The organism is Sphingomonas echinoides, assembly GCF_029623395.1.
GTDB lineage: Bacteria > Pseudomonadota > Alphaproteobacteria > Sphingomonadales > Sphingomonadaceae > Sphingomonas > Sphingomonas echinoides_A.
In genome coordinates this window covers 35,152-53,852 of sequence record NZ_JAPYKK010000007.1, presented here as the reverse complement: position 1 = coordinate 53,852, position 18,701 = coordinate 35,152, and the positions used below count along the sequence as shown (strand labels likewise).

The 18,701-nt window shown below is 63.8% G+C and carries 15 protein-coding genes; 9 read left to right on the top strand and 6 right to left on the bottom strand.

What is annotated here, in order from left to right:
• Positions 1-20: 20 nt before the first annotated feature.
• Entirely contained in the window at positions 21-782 is a 762-nt protein-coding gene (locus tag QBJ92_RS06210) for a 3-keto-disaccharide hydrolase (RefSeq protein WP_277968821.1), read from the bottom strand.
• 226 nt (positions 783-1,008) lie between these two features.
• Complete coding sequence (locus tag QBJ92_RS06205) at positions 1,009-2,010, bottom strand: LacI family DNA-binding transcriptional regulator (protein ID WP_277968820.1); 1,002 nt, start codon at positions 2,008-2,010, stop codon at positions 1,009-1,011.
• 124 nt (positions 2,011-2,134) lie between these two features.
• Between QBJ92_RS06205 and QBJ92_RS06200 the strand changes: the two genes are divergently transcribed.
• Genes QBJ92_RS06200 through QBJ92_RS06165 form a run of 8 tightly spaced genes read left to right on the top strand, consistent with a single transcriptional unit; the run spans position 2,135 to position 10,073 of the window.
• Complete coding sequence (locus tag QBJ92_RS06200; RefSeq protein WP_277968819.1) at positions 2,135-3,385, top strand: MFS transporter; 1,251 nt, start codon at positions 2,135-2,137, stop codon at positions 3,383-3,385.
• Positions 3,382-4,446 carry a sugar phosphate isomerase/epimerase family protein gene (locus QBJ92_RS06195; protein WP_277968818.1) on the top strand — a complete coding sequence of 355 codons (1,065 nt, stop codon included), beginning with the start codon at positions 3,382-3,384 and terminating at the stop codon, positions 4,444-4,446. The genes QBJ92_RS06200 and QBJ92_RS06195 overlap by 4 nt, the downstream gene beginning before the upstream one ends.
• Before the next feature lie 3 nt (positions 4,447-4,449).
• Positions 4,450-5,601: a Gfo/Idh/MocA family protein gene (locus QBJ92_RS06190; RefSeq protein ID WP_277968817.1), complete on the top strand. Its 1,152-nt coding sequence runs from the start codon at positions 4,450-4,452 to the stop codon at positions 5,599-5,601.
• Positions 5,598-5,984 (top strand): c-type cytochrome, encoded by a 387-nt coding sequence (locus QBJ92_RS06185; RefSeq protein ID WP_277968816.1) that lies wholly within the window; start codon positions 5,598-5,600, stop codon positions 5,982-5,984. Before QBJ92_RS06190 ends, QBJ92_RS06185 begins: the two co-directional genes overlap by 4 nt.
• Positions 5,985-5,997: 13 nt before the next feature.
• Entirely contained in the window at positions 5,998-6,921 is a 924-nt protein-coding gene (locus tag QBJ92_RS06180; RefSeq protein WP_277968815.1) for a hydroxypyruvate isomerase family protein, read from the top strand.
• Between the two features lie 34 nt (positions 6,922-6,955).
• Positions 6,956-7,528 carry a gluconate 2-dehydrogenase subunit 3 family protein gene (locus QBJ92_RS06175; protein ID WP_277968814.1) on the top strand — a complete coding sequence of 191 codons (573 nt, stop codon included), beginning with the start codon at positions 6,956-6,958 and terminating at the stop codon, positions 7,526-7,528.
• The gene (locus tag QBJ92_RS06170; RefSeq protein ID WP_277968813.1) at positions 7,525-8,373 is read left to right on the top strand and encodes a sugar phosphate isomerase/epimerase family protein; all 849 of its coding nucleotides are present in this window, start codon (positions 7,525-7,527) and stop codon (positions 8,371-8,373) included. The genes QBJ92_RS06175 and QBJ92_RS06170 overlap by 4 nt, the downstream gene beginning before the upstream one ends.
• A gap of 23 nt (positions 8,374-8,396) precedes the next feature.
• Complete coding sequence (locus QBJ92_RS06165; protein WP_277968812.1) at positions 8,397-10,073, top strand: GMC oxidoreductase; 1,677 nt, start codon at positions 8,397-8,399, stop codon at positions 10,071-10,073.
• Between the two features lie 166 nt (positions 10,074-10,239).
• Here the strand turns inward: QBJ92_RS06165 and QBJ92_RS06160 are convergent, their stop codons facing one another.
• The 4 genes from QBJ92_RS06160 to QBJ92_RS06145 all read right to left on the bottom strand — a co-directional run bounded on the left by QBJ92_RS06160 (position 10,240) and on the right by QBJ92_RS06145 (position 17,005).
• Complete coding sequence (locus tag QBJ92_RS06160; protein ID WP_431358373.1) at positions 10,240-11,565, bottom strand: MFS transporter; 1,326 nt, start codon at positions 11,563-11,565, stop codon at positions 10,240-10,242.
• A 46-nt stretch (positions 11,566-11,611) separates the two neighbouring features.
• Positions 11,612-12,796, bottom strand: a complete 1,185-nt coding sequence (uxuA, locus tag QBJ92_RS06155; RefSeq protein WP_277968811.1) for a mannonate dehydratase — start codon at positions 12,794-12,796, stop codon at positions 11,612-11,614.
• Between the two features lie 228 nt (positions 12,797-13,024).
• Positions 13,025-16,102 (bottom strand): TonB-dependent receptor, encoded by a 3,078-nt coding sequence (locus QBJ92_RS06150; protein WP_277968810.1) that lies wholly within the window; start codon positions 16,100-16,102, stop codon positions 13,025-13,027.
• 156 nt (positions 16,103-16,258) lie between these two features.
• The gene (locus QBJ92_RS06145; RefSeq protein ID WP_277968809.1) at positions 16,259-17,005 is read right to left on the bottom strand and encodes a FadR/GntR family transcriptional regulator; all 747 of its coding nucleotides are present in this window, start codon (positions 17,003-17,005) and stop codon (positions 16,259-16,261) included.
• Positions 17,006-17,288: 283 nt separating this feature from the next.
• Between QBJ92_RS06145 and QBJ92_RS06140 the strand changes: the two genes are divergently transcribed.
• Positions 17,289-18,689 carry a 3-keto-disaccharide hydrolase gene (locus QBJ92_RS06140; RefSeq protein ID WP_277968808.1) on the top strand — a complete coding sequence of 467 codons (1,401 nt, stop codon included), beginning with the start codon at positions 17,289-17,291 and terminating at the stop codon, positions 18,687-18,689.
• Positions 18,690-18,701: the final 12 nt, after the last annotated feature.

The following is an 18,701-nucleotide window of genomic DNA, read 5'->3' as shown; positions in this document are numbered from 1 at the left end:
ATCGATGCGCGTCTCGAAGGTCATTTCAGGTCGCGGATCCAGATCGACCGGAAGCTGATCGGCGCGCTGGGGTCGCCATGGTCCTGCAGCTTGATCGCGGCCGGACCGTGCGCTTTGTATACGGGCGCGCCGATGTACCGGGTTTCCCCCTTGAGCGCGACGTGGTTCTGCACCAGCACGCCGTTGAACAACACGGTTGCATAGGCCGGGCTGGTCACCGAACCATCGGCGGCAAAAACCGGGGCGGTCCAGATCACGTCATAGCTCTGCCATTCCCCCGGCGCCCGGGTCGGGTTGGCGAGGGGGACGATCTGCTTGTAGATCGCGCCCGCTTGACCGTTGACGTAGGTCTTGTTGCGGTAGCTATCCATGATTTGCAGTTCGTAGCCCGCGTCGCCATCGCCGGTCGACGCGAGGAACAACCCGCTGTTACCGCGGGCCTGACCCGTGCCGGTGATGTTGGCGGGAACGCGCCATTCGATGTGCAGCTGGTAGTTGCCGAACTTGCGCTTGGTCTCGATGTTACCCGTGCCCTTCAGCACCGTCAGCACGCCGTCGCGGACGGTCCAGCGCGCTGCGCCTTTGTCCTTTGTGCTGGTCCACTGGTCGAGGTTCTTGCCGTCGAACAGGACCAGCGCATCGGCGGGTGCGGGCACGGACGGCGTTGGCGCGACCACCACGACCGGGGGTTCGGGTTGCCAGACCTCGGTATCCTCGGGACGTTGCGCGGGCGCGGCCTGCGCAAGAAGCGTGATAGCGAGGAGACTGAACGTAGCGGCCATTTTAGACCATCCTTTCCGATGACGGTGTCGCGCGACATTTGCGGCACCAGGTATCTGCGGGGTTTGTGCGGAACAGCGCCGAAAGGCCGTCGCGGCCGATATCGAACTGATTCCCCCCCCATTTCGTTGCCGCAACCTGACACCCGATTCTCGCGGGAGCAAGCCGCCGATCCACTCGACCTGAAATTCCACGGTCGAAGTCGTGTGTTGCTCGGGCTAAACGCGATTAGGTGCGGGGCGGGGCAGTACTGCCCCGGACGACCAGCATATGCTTCAGCGTCACCTGGCGTGGTGGGCTCGGCGCATCCCGCAGAATCTGGACGAGCAACTCGACTGCACGGCGGCCGATCATCGCCTTGGGCTGCGCGATCGTCGTCAGCCCAGGCTGAAAGTACCGCGCGAGCGGAACGTCGTCGAATCCGACCACCGATACGTCGCCAGGGCAGGACAGGCCGGCTTCGGCGACGGCACTGATCGCGCCGATCGCCATTTCGTCGCTGAAGCAATACAGGGCGGACACCTTTTCCGCGAGCAAGATGCGCGCCTGTTCGAATGCAGTCCCTGCCGAATAGTCGGCGATCCGGACCCGCAGTCGATCGGCAATCCCATGCCGTTCCGCCGCTGCGATCGCTCCGGTCAAGCGATCACGGCTGATCGGACTAATCGGCGGTCCGGTAATGATACCGATGTCGCGGTGCCCGAGCGCAACGAGATGTTCGAACGCTTCGCCGCTAGCCGCGGCATTGTCGATATGGACGCTGGGGACGCCGATGCCGGGACTATATTCACAACCGTTGACGATCGGCGCCGAGTAGCCGCAGCGATCGAGCAATGGCTGGAGGCTGTCGGGCAAGCGGTGGCCGAGAAAAATCAATCCGTCGACTTCGCGTCGCGACAGCATCACGGCATATTGTTCTTCGATCTCGGGATCGTGCCGCGTATCCCCCACGACCACGGCGTAGCCCGCGTCGCGCGCGGCTTCTTCCGCGCCCCGTATGACGCTGGCGAAGAACGGGTTTGATATATCCGGTACGGTTAGGAGGATCTTCGCGGCTCGCAGCGTGCGCAGCGTCCGCGCTGCGACGTTGGGAGCGTAGCCCAGCGTGCGGATCACCTCGAGCACGCGCAATCGGGTGGGTTCGGCGACTCGATCCGGGCGACTGAGGACGCGCGAAACGGTGGCGGTCGAAACCCCGGCCGTTGCGGCAACGTCGATGATGGTCGTCATCTTTCCGTCATGGATCGAGTTGCAGGGCATGTCGATGACGATCCGATGTAAACCTTTACATCCTGATTTGGCGCGGTTAGCTTCTTGTCCGACAAGCAGGCAAACTGCGCGGGTGGGGATGATGATGGCCGTGTCGGAACAGATTGAACGGACGATTGCCGCGCCTACCGATGGGTGGCTGACAGGGCGTCTCAGCGCTTTGATGTTCCTGCAATTTTTTGTGTGGGGGGCGTGGACCGTCACGCTTGGCCTGGTCATGCAGACGGTCGGGATCGGCGCGTTGATCGGCAACGCTTTTTCGGTCGGGCCGATCGCTTCGATTGTCGGGTCCTTCCTCATCGGCATGGCGGCCGCGCGCTATGTCGCGCCGCGTTTGCTGATGGTGATCCTGCACTTGATCGGCGGCGCGCTTCTGTTCGTCCTGCCGACGCTCATCACGCCCCAGGCGGGCGGGACGTTCGTCTGGGTTCTGCTCGTGTATATGGTTCTCTACATGCCGACCGTTGGCCTCGCCAACACGATCGCGCTCAAGAGTTTCGGCGAGCGCACCGACCGGTTTCCCTTCGCCCGCGCCTTCGGTACGGTTGGCTGGATCGCCGCCGGGTTGATCGTGGGCTGGGCAGGGCTGTCGGCGAGCCCGCAAATTTTCACCATCGCGGCGGTCGCATCGATCGCGCTCGGGCTTTACAGTTTCACTCTGCCCAACGTGGCGCCGGATGCGCCGCGCGACGAAGGCGTGCTGCGCCAAGTGCTCTGCGTCGAGGCGTTCAGCCTGCTCAAGCAGCGGTCTTTCCTCGTTTTCATCGTCTGCGCTACGCTGATCTCCGTCCCGCTCGCGATGTATTATGCTTACGCTTCGCCCTATGTCGGCGCGGCTGGGATCGAGAATGTCGGTGGCACGCTTGCCATCGGGCAGATGTCCGAATTGGCGTTCATGTTCTCGATGCCGTGGCTGTACCGCCGGTTTGGCGTCAAGCCGCTGCTGCTTGTCGGTATGATGGCGTGGGCGTTGCGGTATGCCCTGTTCGCGATCGGTGACGGTGGTTCCGGCCTGTGGGCGGTCTACCTTGGCGTTGCTCTGCATGGCGTCTGCTACGACTTCTTCTTTGTAGCAGGCGCGATCTACACGGGCACGATCGCGACCCCCAAGGGGGTCAATGCACAGGCGCAAGGAATGCTGACGCTGTTCACCTACGGGGTCGGGATGCTGTTGGGGTCGCAGATCGGGGCGTTGTTGTACGCGCAACTGCCCGCCACGCCGGACATCGCCGACTGGCATAGCATGTGGTGGTATCCCGCAATCGCAGCGGCTTGCATCGCGGTGCTGTTCCAGCTGACGTTCAAGGACAACTCAAGAGCAAGGACGGCCGTATGACCGCGATGAAGGGGCCGGGCATTTTCCTGGCGCAGTTCCTGGGCGACGCAGCGCCGTTCGATACGCTCGAAAATCTCGCGCGCTGGGCGTCGGGGCTGGGGTATGTCGGGGTACAGATCCCCTGCAACGATCGGCTGATCGATCTGTCGCTGGCCGCCGAAAGCACCGCGTATTGTGACGATCTGCGCGGGATGCTCGACGGGCACGGGATCGCGATTACCGAGCTTTCGACGCATCTTCAGGGGCAGCTTGTTGCGGTTCACCCCGCTTATGACGCACTTTTCGATGGTTTCGCGCCGGTCGAAGTGCACGGCAAGCCCGCTGAGCGGCAGGCCTGGGCGGTCGAGCAGCTCAAGCTTGCCGCCCGCGCGAGCGCCAATCTCGGCCTCTCCGCGCATGCAACGTTCTCGGGCGCGCTCGCCTGGCCCTATGTCTATCCGTGGCCGCAGCGCCCGGCCGGTCTGGTCGAGGAGGCGTTTGCCGAACTGGCGCGGCGTTGGCGACCAATCCTTGACACCTTTGATGCCGCCGGTGTCGATTGCGCATACGAAGTCCATCCGGGCGAGGATCTTCACGACGGCGCGTCGTGGGAGCGGTTCCTGACCGCGGTCGATCACCATCCACGTGCGCGAATGCTGTTCGATCCGTCGCATTTTGTGCTGCAACAGCTCGATTATCTGGACTTTATCGACCGGTATCATGACCGAATTGCGTGTTTCCACGTCAAGGATGCGGAGTTCAATCCGACCGGCCGGTCCGGCGTTTACGGGGGGTACGAACCTTGGGTCGATCGTGCTGGCCGGTTCCGCTCCTTGGGGGATGGACAGGTTGATTTCTCGTCTATTTTCAGCAAACTAGCGCAATATGGCTATACGGGCTGGGCTGTGCTGGAATGGGAATGTGCGTTGAAGCGCGCGGAGGACGGCGCACGGGAAGGCGCTCCTTTCATCCGGGATCATATCATCCACCTCACCGATCATGCGTTCGATGATTTCGCGAAAAGTGGCGCTGACCAGACGGCAATTCGCAAGATCCTCGGTCTGCCGGCGAGCGAAGGCTAAGCGATGACGCGATATCCTCTTCGGCTCGGCATGGTCGGCGGCGGCGACGGCGCGTTCATCGGCGCGATCCATCAGCGGGCGGCTGCGCTCGACGGCGATTGGCGGCTGGTGGCAGGAGCGTTCAGCACCGACGCCGAACGCAGCCGCCGGAGCGGCGAGCGGCTGGGGCTGGCAGCAGACCGGGTCTACCCATCGTTCGACGCGCTGATCACGCAGGAGCGGGCGCTTCCTGCCGAAGAGCGGATCGACGCGATCGCGATCGTGACGCCGAACCACCTCCACGCGCCGATGGCGATCGCCGCCCTCGAGGCGGGTTTCCACGTCTTCTGCGAAAAACCGATGGCGATGAGCTTGGCGCAGGCACAGGCGATCGCTTCTGCAGCGACCGCGAGTGGCCGGCACTTCGGGCTCGCGTTCACCTACAGCGGCTACCCGCTGGTCGAGGAGGCGCGGTTACGCATCGCGCGCGGCGATCTGGGCGCGATCCGACTGGTGCAGGTGGAGTATCTGCAAGGCTGGCTCAGCTTGCCGATCGACACCGACGGCAACAAGCAGGCCGAATGGCGCACCGATCCCGCACGCGCCGGGCTCGGCGGATGTCTCGGTGATATCGGCACCCACGCCTTTCAGTTGGCCGAGCACGTCTCCGGGCTGCAGGTCGAAACGGTTTCGGCCGATCTCGCGATCCATGTCGAAGGGCGGCGGCTCGACGACGATGTCGGCGCGATGCTGCGGTTCGCAGGCGGCGCGCGGGGCTTGCTCAAGGCGAGCCAGATCGCCGCAGGCGAGGAGAACGGCCTGCGCCTGCGCATCCATGGCGAGCGCGGTGGCCTGGAATGGGCGCAAATGGAGCCGAACACCCTCATCCTGCGCTGGCTCGATCGCCCCGCCGAGATCGTCCGCGCAGGCGGACCGGGGCTCGACGCTGCAACCACCGCGCTTCTGCGGACGCCCGCCGGTCATCCCGAAGGGTATATCGAAGCGTTCGCCAACCTGTACCGCGCGTTCGCCGCCGCCATCCGGGAAGAAACCGCAACCGCTGCTTTCCCGGGTGTCGCGGACGGTTTGCGTACGATGGCGTTCATCGAAGCGGTGATAGACAATGCCCAGTCCGACCAGAAATGGACTCGTGTCGTATCCGGAGAGTATGAATGAAGCTTCAAATCAGTTTGTTGGCGGGGGCCGCGGTTGTTGCGGCGGTCCTCGCGCCTGCATCGCCGACGGTTGCGCAAGGCGCCTCCGCAGCGCCGTCTGCGTTCAATGCGTGCCGTGCCTGCCACACCGTCCAGAAGGATGCGAAAAGCGGAATCGGTCCCAATCTTCATGGAGTCGTCGGTCGTCCGGCGGCATCGCTCGCGGGGTTCAACTATTCGCCGGCGCTGAAAGCCTCGAAATTGCGCTGGGACGAAAAGACGCTGGATGAATATCTCGCTGGGCCAAGCAAGAAGGTTCCTGGTACGCGGATGCCGATTGCAACGCCCGATCCGGCCAAGCGCGCTGCGCTCATCGCGTATTTGAAGAGCGAAGGCGCGAAATGATGCGGGTGGCCGCATGACGCTCTCACGCCGGACGCTACTCGCGGCGGGTGCCGTGGCTACGGTCGCGTCCGGTGTGGCTGCGGCGCGCGGTCGCACGTCCACCACCGCAAAGTTCGGGCTGAAATTCGCCCCGCATGAAGGCAGCTTCGCCAGTCGTGGTGGGTTGTTCGAACAGATCGCTTACGCCGCCGACCAGGGCTTCACCGCGTGGGAAGACAATGAAGCGCGCGCGCGACCGGTCGCACAGCAGGAACAGCTCGCACGGACGCTCACCCAGCGCGGAATGACGATGGGCGTGTTCGTCGCGAGCATGCCGCAATGGTCCAAGTCGCGTCCGATCCTTGGCAGCACCGATGGCGCGGAGCGCGAAGCGTTTCTCGCCGATATTCGCGGATCGATCGAGGTGGCGAAACGCCTGGGCGCGACGTGGATGACGGTGGTTACCGGCTTCCTCGACCCCAAGGTCCCGGTCGATATCCAGACGGCGCGCGTCATCGACGTGATGCGTCGCGCGGGAGAGATCGTGGCGCCGCACGGCATTGCGATGGTGATGGAGCCGCTCAACACGCGGACCAATCACCCGGGTGTGTACATGCAGTCGATATCGCAGGGCTATGCCGTCGCGCGCGGCGTCAACAGCCCGGCCGTCAAAGTGCTGGCGGATCTCTACCATGAGCAGATTCAGTCGGGGAATTTGATCCCGACGCTGGATACGTGCTGGGACGAGATCGGCTATATCCAGTTCGGCGACAATCCGGGCCGTAACGAGCCCGGCACCGGCGAAATCAACTATGGCCCGATCGTCCGCCATCTCAAGGCCAAGCGCTATTCCGGCGTGATCGGCATGGAGCATGGCAATGCGACTGCTGGACGGGCGGGCGAAGACCGGTTGGTTGCCGCCTATCGAATGATCGACGCAGCGGACGGCACGGCATGATCCGCGCTGCCGCTTATACAGGAGAGGATAAGAGATGATCGATCGCAGAAGCGCGCTTGCGAGCGTTGCAGCGATGTTCGGTACGGCGGTGTTTGCGCCGATCGCCCGTGCGGCGGGGCCTGCCGGTCCAGTCGCCGTCGTTCCCAAGATCAGCGATGGTCCGCCGACCGTCGCGGTGTTCACGCCAGCGCAGCGCGAAGCGGTGACGGTATTGTCGGAACGCGTCCTGCCGACGACCGATACCCCCGGTGCGATCGCCGCAGGCGTGCCCGCTTATATCGAGAAACTGCTCGCCGACTGGTCCTATCCCGCCGAGCGAGAACCGCTCCTCGCCGGGCTCGCGCTGATCGAGGCGCGCAGCATGCAGGATTATAAGGTCCCCGTATCGAAGGCGACTTCCGCTCAACAGGATGCTTTGCTGACGCTGGCGATGAACGATCAGCTTCCCGGCGGCAGCCCCTTCTTCCTGGCGTTCCGGCAGCTCGTTCTCACCGGCTATTATACGTCGGAAATCGGCATGACGCAGGAGCGCGAATATCTGCCGGTGCCGGGCGAATATAACGGCGCCTTCCCCTATTCCAAGGTCAACAAGGTGTACACGGCATGATCCTCGATCGCAGACACTTGCTCGCTGGTGCCGGTGGCGCCGTCGCCCTTGGGCTGGCCGGAACCACCGTTGCCCGCGCGGCGGCGACCCGTCGGATCGGCGCGATCGGGTTGCAGCTCTATACCGTGCGCGAGATTTTCCAGAAGGACCCGGTCGGCACGCTCGAAGCGCTTGCGAAGATCGGCTATCGCGAGATGGAGTTTGGCGGCGGCGGGTATGACGCCATGGACCACGCGATGCTGCGCAAGACGATGGACCGGTTGGGCCTGCGCGCACCGTCGGCGCACATCAGTTACGATGCCCTGCTCGGCAAATTCGATGCGTCGCTTGCGATGGCGAAGACGCTCGGCGTCAGCACGGTGGTGCTGCCGTACATGACCGATCAGCACCGCACCGAGGCGGGCTGGAACGCGGCGCTGCCCAACTTCACCCGGTTCGCGACCGAACTGCGTAAGGCTGGGATCGGCTTCGCCTATCACAACCACGATTTCGAGTTCACGACCAAGCCGGGCGGGGTCAGCCTGTACGACCGGTTGCTGCGCGAAACCAACCCGTCGCTCGTCAAGATCGAGCTCGATCTCTACTGGGCTGCGCATGCGGGCGAGGACGTCGGCGCGTTGATCGATCGGCTCGGTGCGCGGCTGTACGCCTATCACGTCAAGGACATGCGCGCGGACCGCAGCATGTGCGCAGTCGGCGCCGGCAAGACCGACTTTGCGGCGCTGTTCCGCCGCAAGGGCAGCGCGGGCGTCCGCCATTTCTATGTCGAGAACGATGAGGCGCCTGCGCCCTATCTGCCCGACGTCACCACCAGCTTCGAGACGCTGCGCGCCTTGCGGTACTGATCAGTCTAGCGGGAAATACCATCATGGCATCCACCAACAGGTTTGACGCGATCGTTATCGGATCGGGCGTCAGCGGCGGGTTCGCCGCCAAGGAACTCACGGAGAAGGGCCTGCGCGTCCTTATGCTCGACCGGGGCATCATGGTCGAACATGGCGAAGGTTACACATACGACGGCAAGCCGGCTTATGAGGTGCCTGCGCGCAATCGTATGCCTAAACCTCTGGAAGACAGCGACTATTTCATTGCGAAACACGGGTATGTGTCGCCCAGCAACCAGAAGTTCTACAATGACGACCGGCTGAACCCCTACGCCTTCGACGAGGGCGAGAAGTTCTACTGGATCCGCCCTGCCGCGGTTGGCGGGAAGTCGCTGATCTGGGGGCGCTGGGTGTTCCGCTGGAGCCCGGCCGATTTCGAGGCGAACAAGCGCGACGGGATCGATGGCGAATGGCCGATCGGGTATGACGATGTCGCGCCATGGTACAGCTATGTCGAGAAATACATCGGCGTTTCGGGTTCGCGCGAGAACCTGCCGTATCTGCCCGACAGCGAGTTCCAGCCGCCAATCCCGATGAATGTCGCGGAAAAGTGGGTCAAGCAGCGGCTCGAGACGCAGTTCCCGGGGCGCAAGCTGATCAACACGCGGCTGTCCAACATGACCGAGGACAAGCCCGACCAGAACCGCACCAAATGCCAGTTCCGGAACCAGTGCGGCAACGGTTGCTCGTTCGGCGCGTATTTCTCGACCCAAGCCGTCACGCTCCCCGCCGCACGCGCGACCGGGCGGCTGACGCTGCGGTCGGATGCGGTGGTGACGAAGCTGGCCTATGACGCGAAGCGCAAGCGCGTCACTGGCGTGCACTTCACCGATGCCAAGACCGGACTCTCCGAACTGGTCTCGGCCGATTTGGTGTTCCTGTGCGCATCGACCATGGGGACCAACCAGATCCTGATGAACTCGCGCATTCCGGGTGGCGATCGCAGCTATTTCGACACCAGCGGCACGCTTGGCAAATATGTGATGGATCACATCTTCCGCGTCGGGATTTCGGGTGACATTCCAGGCATGGAGGACATGATCGAATATGGCCGTCGTCCAGGCGCGGTCTATATCCCGCGGTTCCGCAACATCGACAAGAATGACGGGGCAGGCTTCCTGCGGGGGTATGGCTATCAGGGCGGGGCGGGCCGCGAGGCGGCTTCCCCGGTCGGTTTCGGCGCCGAGATGAAGCACGGCATGCGTAAATATGGCCCGTGGAAGTTCAACATGGGCGCGTTCGGCGAATGCCTGCCTTATGCCGACAACAAGGTGACGCTCCACCCGGACAAGGTCGATCGCTTCGGCGTTCCGCTGATGAAGTTCGACGTCCGCTTCCGCGACAACGAACTCAAGATGATGGCGGACGCGCGCGTACAGGGCGAGGCGATGCTGAAGGGCGCGGGGCTGCTCAACGTGACCAGCAGCGAGCGCGAGCATGTCCCCGGCGATGCGATTCACGAAATGGGCGGTGCACGCATGGGGCTCGACCCGCGCAAGTCGGTGCTCAACAAGTGGAACCAGGCGCACGAAGCGTCGAACCTGTATGTCACCGATGGTGCGCAAATGGCGTCGATTTCGTGCGTAAATCCCTCGCTGACCTTCATGGCGCTGACGGCACGCGCCGCGTCGCATGCGGTGGAGCACCTCCGCAAGGCGTAAGAGTTCGGCCTCGTAAACTGCCATGCCACCCTGACCTCCGGTTCGCCGTGGGTCAGGGTGGTTTTTTAATGGGTCGGCAGGGAGCGCACGTCTGACCCGCCGCTGTGCTGCCGGCGCTGGAACTTGCGACCTGACGCCTGCTCCCGTCGTGCACCCCCGGCCGAAATCAGACCGCCTTCGGATCCAGCCGCGGGACCAGGACGTGGACGATCGCCAGCGCGAGCAGATAGGCGGTACCAGCCCAGACGAACACGGGCGCGTAGCTGCCGACGGTCTCCAGCACATGGCCGACATAGCGCGCCATGATCATCCCGCCGACCGCGCCCGCCGCGCCGCCGATCCCCATCACAGAGGCGACCGAACTCTTGGGGAACGTATCGGAAACCATCGTGTAGAGGTTGGACGACCAACCCTGATGCGCCGCCGCGGCGAGGCCGATGATCGCCACCGCTGCGACGAGACTGGAAACGGTGCTCGCGAACATGATCGGGAGAACGCCCAGCGCGCAGACCAGCAGGGCGAGCTTTCGCCCCGCATTGACGCTGAAACCGCGCTTAATGAGCGCGGATGACAGCCATCCGCCGCCGATACTGCCGACGTCGGCGAGCAGATATACCGCGATCAATGGCGGTCCGAACGTCTTGAGGTCGAGTCCGTGGCGCTTGGCGAAGAAGTCGGGGAGCCAGAACAGGAAGAGATACCATACCGGATCGGTCAGGAACTTCGCGCAGACGAACGACCAGGTCGCGCGCCGCCGGAACAGGTCGCGCCACGGAATGGGGGCGGCGCCGGCGTCATTATCCTGATCGCTGGTGATATAGGCGAGTTCCTGCTGGCTCAGGCGTGGATGGTGTTCGGGCGCACGGTAGAAGGCGAGCCATGCTGCCAGCCAGATGAAACCGAGCAGCCCGGTCCCGATGAACGCCGCCTGCCACCCGTAGGTGAGCGCGATGATGGGAACGATGATCGGGGTCGCGATCGCGCCGACATTGGCGCCTGCGTTGAGGATGCCGGCGGCAAGGGCGCGCTCTTTCTTGGGAAACCATTCGGCGACCGACTTGATCGCGGCGGGAAAATTCGCCGACTCGCCGAGCCCGAGCGCGAAACGCATCGTCGCGAACCCACCAGGACTGCGCACTAGCGCGTGCGCCAGCGCTGCCAGGCTCCAGACGGTGATTGCAGCGGCGTAACCGAGTTTGGACCCGATCCGGTCGATCACCGGACCGCACAGCAACAGGCCGATCGCATACGCCGCCTGGAACCAGAAGACGATCGTGCCGTAATCGACCTCGGACCAGCCGAGTTCACCCTGCAACGTCGGCTTGAGAATGCCGATGACCTGCCGATCGATATAGTTGATCGTCGTTGCGAAGAAGAGCAGCGCGCAAATGACCCAGCGCACGTTGCCGCCCGCGCGCAGCGGTGGCGCGATGTCCGGGGCCGAACCTACAGCTCCTGTTGATCCGTCCACGCGCGCTCTCCCTGCGGTCATTTTTTATGGGGTATCAAAAATTCGGCGTTGGTGTGGTTCGGTTCGGTCAGGCGGCACTCCGGTCGCGCGCGCGTTCCGTGGCATAGGCGATGCCGCGTTCCAGCCCGCGCAGCTCCGCCAGCCCGCGCATACGGCCGAGCAGGGAGTAGCCCGGCAACGTCTGCTTGGACAGATCATCGAGCATCTGGTGGCCGTGGTCCGGCCGCATCGGGATCGACCGTCCTTCGCGTGCTTGCAGCGCATGGACCGCCGCGACGAGATCAATCATGCCCGCGCTCCCGGCGAGATGCGCCGCTTCGTGGAACGCATCATCGGGCTCGCGCTGGACCGAGCGCAAATGCAGGAAGCCGATCCGGTCCCCCAGGCGATCGATCATCCCGGGAAGATCGTTGTCGGCGCGCACGCCGAGCGACCCCGCGCAGAAGCACAGTCCGTTGGAACGATTGGGGACGCGCTCGAACAGGCGGACGAGGTCGGCTTCGGTGCTGACGACGCGGGGGAGGCCGAACAGGGCGAAGGGGGGATCGTCGGGATGGACGACCAGCCGGATCCCGAGCTCGTCCGCGAGCGGGCAGACTGCCTCCAGAAAGGCGACATGATTGGCGCGCAGCGCGTCCGCGTCCACTCCGTCATATTGGCCGAGCGCTTCGAGGAATCGCTCGGTGGTGAAAGTCTCCTCGCTACCCGGCAGACCCGCAATGATCGTGCGGTCCAGCAGACGACGTTCGGCGTCGGACATTCCCTCGAACCGGCGTGCGGCGCGGTCGCGTACTGCCGGGCTATAGTCGTTTTCGGCACCGGGCCGGCGCAGGATGTGCAGGTCGAACACCGCGGCCGCCTCTAGCTCGAACCGCAACGCGAGCGCACCGTCGGGCATCGCCCAGGCCAGATCGGTCCGGGTCCAGTCGAGCAATGGCATGAAATTATAGGTGACGACGTGGATGCCGCACTCTGCGAGGTTGACCAGGCTTTGACGGTAGCGGTCGATCAGCCCGTCCCAATCCTGCCCACGGGTCTTCAGCGCGTCATGGACGGGAAGGCTCTCGACGACCGACCAGACCAGGCCAGCGGCCTCGATCATCTGCTTGCGCGCCATGATGACGTCGCGCGGCCAGACATCGCCGTTGGGAATTTCGTGCAGCGCGGTCACGATTCCGGTCGCACCCGCCTGTCGAATGTCGCGCAGGGTTACGGGATCGGACGGTCCGAACCAGCGCATCGTTTCAGTCATCAACACCGTCAATAGTCTCCCTCCGCAATGGCTTGGGACGACGCGTCCACAGCAGATCCGCGGTTTGTTAGCAGCAGACAATTTGATAGGCCAGAAGCAATGAATTGGTAAGGCCATCTTGATCGATGGGCCGCGTGGGTGTTCCCGCGTGATCCGCGCGGTTCGGGAAACGGTATTGAGAAGAACGGGTTGCGGCCGCCGAGGCGATCCGCAACCCATGGTTGCCGGTCAGAACTGGAAGTTGACCGCCAGGGCGTAGGTGCGCCCGAACGTCGACGTGTACAGCGGGTCCTGCCGCGTGCTGTCGGTGTACAGATTGTTCTGTTCGTTGGTGATGTTCGAAACCTCGGCGATCAGCTTGATATGGTCGTTGAGGTTGTACGAGGCCGAAGCGTCGACGAAGATCGTCTTCGGGGAGCCGACCGCGTCGCTGTCCTGCGGGCCCGGGATGCTGGTGAGATAGCCCGAGCGATAATTGATGGTCGAGCGGATGCTGAACTTCTTGTCCTCGTAATACACCGTGCCGCTCGCGGTTTCGGGCGACAGGCCGACCAGCGGCGCGGTGCGGGTCAAGGTCGCGACGCCGTTGACGCTCTGCAGGATGTAATTGATGTTCGACCGCACTCGCGTGAAGTTGGCGAGCACCCCAAGGTTGCGCAGCGGCCCCGGCAGGAAGCGCAGCGGCAACTGGACGTTCGCTTCGAACCCGCGGAGCGGCCCGCCCGGCGTGTTGGTGCTGCGCGAGACGTTGAACAGTTCGTCCGGCGTCGCATTGCTGTTGACCAGCAACGAATCCGGCAACCCCAAGTCGCGGAATGGCAGCAATTGCGTGGTGTTCTGAATGTAGGTTTCGATGTTCTTGTGGAAATACGCGACCGAGATCAGCGATCCTGGCGCGAAATACCATTCGAGCGCGGCGTCGAACGTGTTGGCGCGGATCGGATCGAGGAACGGGTTGCTGAACGATCCGGTGCGGATCGCGACGTTGACGCTGCCGGCCGGGATCAACTGACCGTAGGACGGACGCGACATCACGCGCGCGGCCGAGAGACGCCCGATCAAGTTGGAGGTGATGTCGAACGCGACGTTCGCCGAGGGCAGCCAGTCGTCATAATCGCGGTCGACGCGCGAGATCACGCCGATCGTGGGATAGACCGACCCTGCCGGTGCCGCGGTCGGAATGACGCCTTCGGTATGCAGGTTGGTGGAGATGTAGCGGACGCCGACGTCGCCGCGGATCCCGATCGGCAGCCGGTCCTCGGTGTTGAACTTCACCATCAGATATCCCGAGGCGTAGCGTTCGTTGACCTTGCCATACAGGCTGCCGCATTCGATCCCACACAGCGGGAAGCTGTCGAAATTAACCGCGGCCTTGAACTTGTCGGGGTCGATCGCGGCGAAATCCTGCATCTTGCCGCCGAGGTTGCTGGAAATCCCGGTGGTGGTGAAGGTCAAGTCGCGCAGCGCGACGTTTGCGGGCAGTGCGCGCGGCAGGCTGAACGCCGGCGTCTGGTTGAGCTGGCGCTGGGTATAGTCTCCGGTGCGATATTGCCCGCCCGTCTGCAGCGTGAAACCGGGGGTCGCCTCCCATTCGGTGTTGAGCTCGAACGTCTTGCTGACGATGGTGTTGCGGCGATCGAAATAGGAGATCTGCCCGCGCTGGTTGCCGTCGGCGAGCGGCGGGCCATAAGCATAGATCGACGGGTCGGTCAGATCGACGCCGTAGCCGAGCTTGGGAATATTGGGGCTGTCGCGGAAATCGATCGAGAAATTGTCGGTGTCGTTCGAATCCATCGCGACCTGAAGGCGGTTGGATTGCAGGACCGAATCCGAAATGCCCGCGAGGCCATAGACGCGGAACGTATCGGTGAAGCGATGGTCCACGTTGAAATTGGCCTGTCGGAAGGTCGAGGTGAACTTCTCGTTCTGCATTTCCGAGCGCAGATCGACGCCGTCCCACACGCCGTGCACCAGCGAGCCGAGATCATCGACCTCGATTTCGCGGACCGACATCATCGGTTGCCCGTTGTTCGACGCGGTGCGGCCCATCGAGCGCGCGTCGAGATAGGTGTCGAGGCGGTCGACCTTGAACCGCGCATACAAGCCGTCGAGCGAGATATCGGTGCGGTCGTCCGGCTTCCATTGCAGCGTCAGCGAGCCGGCGATGCGTTCCTGCACCTGGCTCGATTTCGCCGGGCGCGGGAGGCGCGGCAGGAACACGCCGCCGCCGGGGCGACCCGACACGCCCTTGCGGCTCATGATGTAATCATAGGCTTCCTTGGTGCTGGTCCGTGGGTTGCCGGTGCTGCAGTTGGCCGCGTTCGCGCCGACGTTGTTGCCGCTGTTCGCGTAATTCGGCCCCGGGCTGTTCACCGCCGCGCCATTGTAGGTGTAGCCAACGGGTGTGCAGTAGGGGAACAACACGCTGCTGGTGGTGGTCGAGCCCGGTGCGGTCGGCACGGTCTGCGCGAGGCCCGCGACGTAGGAGGGCAGGACGTCCGCCGCGGAATAGGCGTATTCGTCGATGTGCCGCTTGGAATAGGCAACGCTGCCGAGCACGCCGAACGTACCCCCGAAGAACTTCTTCGAGACCAACGCCGACAGGCGCGGATCCGCCGTCTTGCTGATGTCGTTGTAGATCCCGCGCGCGGTGGCGGAGAGGACAAAATCCTTCTTCTGGTCGAACGGCTTGGGCGCGCGCAGGTCGACGGTCGCGCCGAGCGAGCCTTCCTCGACATCCGCCGAGGTCGTCTTGCGCACCGACAGCGCAGAGAAGATCTCGGTCGGGAAGGTGACGAAATCGAACGATCGCCCGGTGCTCACGCCGCCGCGGATGTCGCTGCCGCTGACCTGCGACACGCCTTCCATGCCGTTGATGCGGACGCGGGTGAATTGTGCGCCGAGCCCGCGCACCGAGATGTTGCGACCCTCGCCGCCATCGCCGCGTGACAGGGCGACGCCGGGGATGCGCTGCATCGACTCGGCGAGATTGGAATCGGGGAACTTGCCGATGTCCTCGGCGACGATGCTGTCGACCGCGGCGGTTTCGCGACGCTTGAGGTTGAGCGCGTTATTGAGCGAGGCGCGGAAGCCGGTGACGACGATATCGTCGTTCGCGGGAGAATCGACGGTGGTGCCGGGCGCAGCCTGGGAGGGATCCCTGCGATCCTGGTCGATGGTCTGGCCACTGGGCGGGGCGGGGACGGGGTTGACGGCTTGCTGCCCGAAGGCGGGCGTCGCCATCAGCAGGCCGATGACGCTCGTCGTGATAAGCAGACGCGGCTTATCGAAGCTTGTGCAGCGCATATCCCTCTCCCTTTTTGCTCGGGCCTACGGGGTATCCGTTGCCCAAGCCCTGACCTGCCACCTGGTTTGATCGGTTGGCTGAAAGGGTAGGTATCATTGCCATTCGCGTATGACAATGCCGTTAGATTTGGTCAGGGAAGTCCGGGGGCGGGAGGGCTAGACGGACCGCCTGGCCAGCGCACGGCGGCGCTGGTTGGTTTCCGCGCGCGCGCGCTCGACCGCTTCGGTTTCCGTGACGTCGAGCAGATGGTCGATCAGCCGGGCGAGATGGTCGCGCATCGCGGTGCGGGCGTCGACCGGCGAACGCGCTTCGAGCGCGGCAAGGATACGGCCGTGCTCGGCCATGCGACTCTCCGTGCCGAGACTGCCCGCCTTGACCAGCACTTCGCGCGCGAGCGGCGAGCGGAAGCGCATGTCCCAGAAGTCGGTGACCGCCGAAATGATCACCGCATTGCCCGTCGCTTCGGCGATTGCGATGTGGAAACGCCGGTCGGCGGCTTCGGCGGCGGCAGTGTCGTCCTGCGCCATTTGCGCCAACAACGTGCGCAGTTCGCCTAGCTGCGCTTCGTCGATTTCGGTTGCGGCAACGGCGGCGACTTCGCCTTCCAGCAAGCGCCGCGCTTCGGTAATCTCGAATGCGCCGATGTCGAGTTCCTTGTCCTCGTCGATCGTCGAGGCGGCGAGCACGAAGACGCCGGATCCCTTGCGCGCCTCGACCAGGCCTTTCATTTCGAGCGCGATCATCGCTTCTCGGATCGTCGGACGGCTGACCTGGAAGCGGTCCGTCAGGTCGCGTTCGGCGGGCAGCCGCGATCCGACCGGGAACGTGCCATCGGCAATATCCGCGAGGATCGCCTGTACGATCTTGCGGTACAGCTTGCCGCCGCCTTCAGCCATGTTCATCGACTACCTCCCATTTTCGCCGGCGAAGCGAAGGATCATCCGCGCGAAAACGCCCCTTGTTCCTTCGCGCCACGCGGCCGATCGTCAAGGCCTGTCCACCTCGAATCGCACACTTTGCGTAGAAATGTCTTACAATCCTATTGCGTGTGGTCCGACCACAACTTACTGAAGTTCGGACGAGAGGCCGCAAAGGCTCGACCAGACCAGACGGCGCGGCAGGACCGAACCTTTCGAGGTGGGATGTCCCGATGCGTACGGTCGGCGATAGAACAGGGGAGGCGCTATGACTCGACCGCTCACATTCCTGGCCATTGCGGCACTGCCGTTGATGGCGGTCGCATCCGTCCAGGCGGTATCGCAAGCCACACCCGCGACGACGGCGTCGCAAGCCAGCGCCCCGTGGCAGAACGTCACGCCGCGCGCAGGGCTGGCGGGTTGGCATGTCACTGGCGGCAAGGCGGATTATAGCGTCGACAACGGGGAACTCGTCGGGCGGGCGATGCCTGGGGCAACCAACAGCTGGCTGGTGTCCGATACGAAGTACGGCGATTTCATCATCGAGTTCGACGCCAAGACCGACCCCAAACTCAATTCCGGCGTGATGATTCGCGGGCAGAGCCGCCCGGATTACCGCAAGGGAGTCGTGTTCGGCTATCAGGCGGAGATCGATCCCTCGCCGCGCCGGTGGAGTGGCGGGCTTTACGACGAACAGCGACGGCAATGGCTGTACACGCTCGGCCGCAACGAGCCGGCGCGCGCGACCTTCGTGTCGGGCGGCTGGAATCATTACCGCGTCGAGGCGATCGGCAACCGGTTGCGGACGTGGATCAACGGCGTGCCCGCAGCGGACGTGGTCGACGATGTGGATGCACGCGGGTTCATCGCGTTCCAGGTTCATGCGATTCCCGATGCGGATGCGGCACAACACCCTGAAGTGCGCCTCAAGAGCGTGCGAATGATCATTGATAATCCAGCACGTTACGCGATGCCCGCGACGACCATTCCACAACAGGGGTGGCAATCGAACCAACTGTCCGAGGGCGAACGCCGTGCCGGGTGGAAGCTGTTGTGGGACGGTCGGACGACGGCAGGCTGGCGCAGTTTTGCGGCGCCCGCTTTTCCCAAGGGGTGGTCGGTCGCCAACGGCTTGCTGAGCGTCGAGGGGTCGGGCGGCGGCGATATCATCACCACGCGCAGCTATCGCAATTTCGAGCTTTCGGTCGATTTCCGGCTGACCCAGGGGGCGAACAGCGGGATCAAATATCTGATCGATCCTGCTTTGGCGAAGGGCGGTCCGGCGATTGGACTGGAATATCAATTGCTTGATGACGCGAACCACCCGGATGCCAAGATGGGGCGCGACGGCAATCGCACTGTTGGATCGCTGTACGACATGATCGCGGCGCGCAATCTGTCGGATCCGGCCAACGCTGGGAAGCGGGTCAATCCTCCGGGGGAATGGAACCGGGCGGTGCTGGTGGTGCGGGGCACGCATGTCGAGCATTGGCTCAACGGCTTCAAGATGGTCGAGTATGAGCGCGGGTCGCCCGTCTTCCGCGCGCTGGTCGCGCAGAGCAAATATGCCAAATATTCCAATTTCGGGGAAGCCGACCAGGGTCCTATCCTGTTGCAGGATCACGGGAATCATGTCGACTTCCGGTCGATCAAGCTGCGCGAACTCTGATGGGGGATAAGA

Bases quoted from the DNA above. Each gene is read 5' to 3' on its own strand.
- QBJ92_RS06210 (WP_277968821.1), bottom strand. From the start codon at position 782: ATGGCCGCTACGTTCAGTCTCCTCGCTATCACGCTTCTTGCGCAGGCC.
- QBJ92_RS06205 (WP_277968820.1), bottom strand. From the start codon at position 2,010: ATGACGACCATCATCGACGTTGCCGCAACGGCCGGGGTTTCGACCGCC.
- QBJ92_RS06200 (WP_277968819.1), top strand. From the start codon at position 2,135: ATGGCCGTGTCGGAACAGATTGAACGGACGATTGCCGCGCCTACCGAT.
- QBJ92_RS06195 (WP_277968818.1), top strand. From the start codon at position 3,382: ATGACCGCGATGAAGGGGCCGGGCATTTTCCTGGCGCAGTTCCTGGGC.
- QBJ92_RS06190 (WP_277968817.1), top strand. From the start codon at position 4,450: ATGACGCGATATCCTCTTCGGCTCGGCATGGTCGGCGGCGGCGACGGC.
- QBJ92_RS06185 (WP_277968816.1), top strand. From the start codon at position 5,598: ATGAAGCTTCAAATCAGTTTGTTGGCGGGGGCCGCGGTTGTTGCGGCG.
- QBJ92_RS06180 (WP_277968815.1), top strand. From the start codon at position 5,998: ATGACGCTCTCACGCCGGACGCTACTCGCGGCGGGTGCCGTGGCTACG.
- QBJ92_RS06175 (WP_277968814.1), top strand. From the start codon at position 6,956: ATGATCGATCGCAGAAGCGCGCTTGCGAGCGTTGCAGCGATGTTCGGT.
- QBJ92_RS06170 (WP_277968813.1), top strand. From the start codon at position 7,525: ATGATCCTCGATCGCAGACACTTGCTCGCTGGTGCCGGTGGCGCCGTC.
- QBJ92_RS06165 (WP_277968812.1), top strand. From the start codon at position 8,397: ATGGCATCCACCAACAGGTTTGACGCGATCGTTATCGGATCGGGCGTC.
- QBJ92_RS06160 (WP_431358373.1), bottom strand. From the start codon at position 11,565: ATGACCGCAGGGAGAGCGCGCGTGGACGGATCAACAGGAGCTGTAGGT.
- uxuA (WP_277968811.1), bottom strand. From the start codon at position 12,796: ATGACTGAAACGATGCGCTGGTTCGGACCGTCCGATCCCGTAACCCTG.
- QBJ92_RS06150 (WP_277968810.1), bottom strand. From the start codon at position 16,102: ATGCGCTGCACAAGCTTCGATAAGCCGCGTCTGCTTATCACGACGAGC.
- QBJ92_RS06145 (WP_277968809.1), bottom strand. From the start codon at position 17,005: ATGAACATGGCTGAAGGCGGCGGCAAGCTGTACCGCAAGATCGTACAG.
- QBJ92_RS06140 (WP_277968808.1), top strand. From the start codon at position 17,289: ATGACTCGACCGCTCACATTCCTGGCCATTGCGGCACTGCCGTTGATG.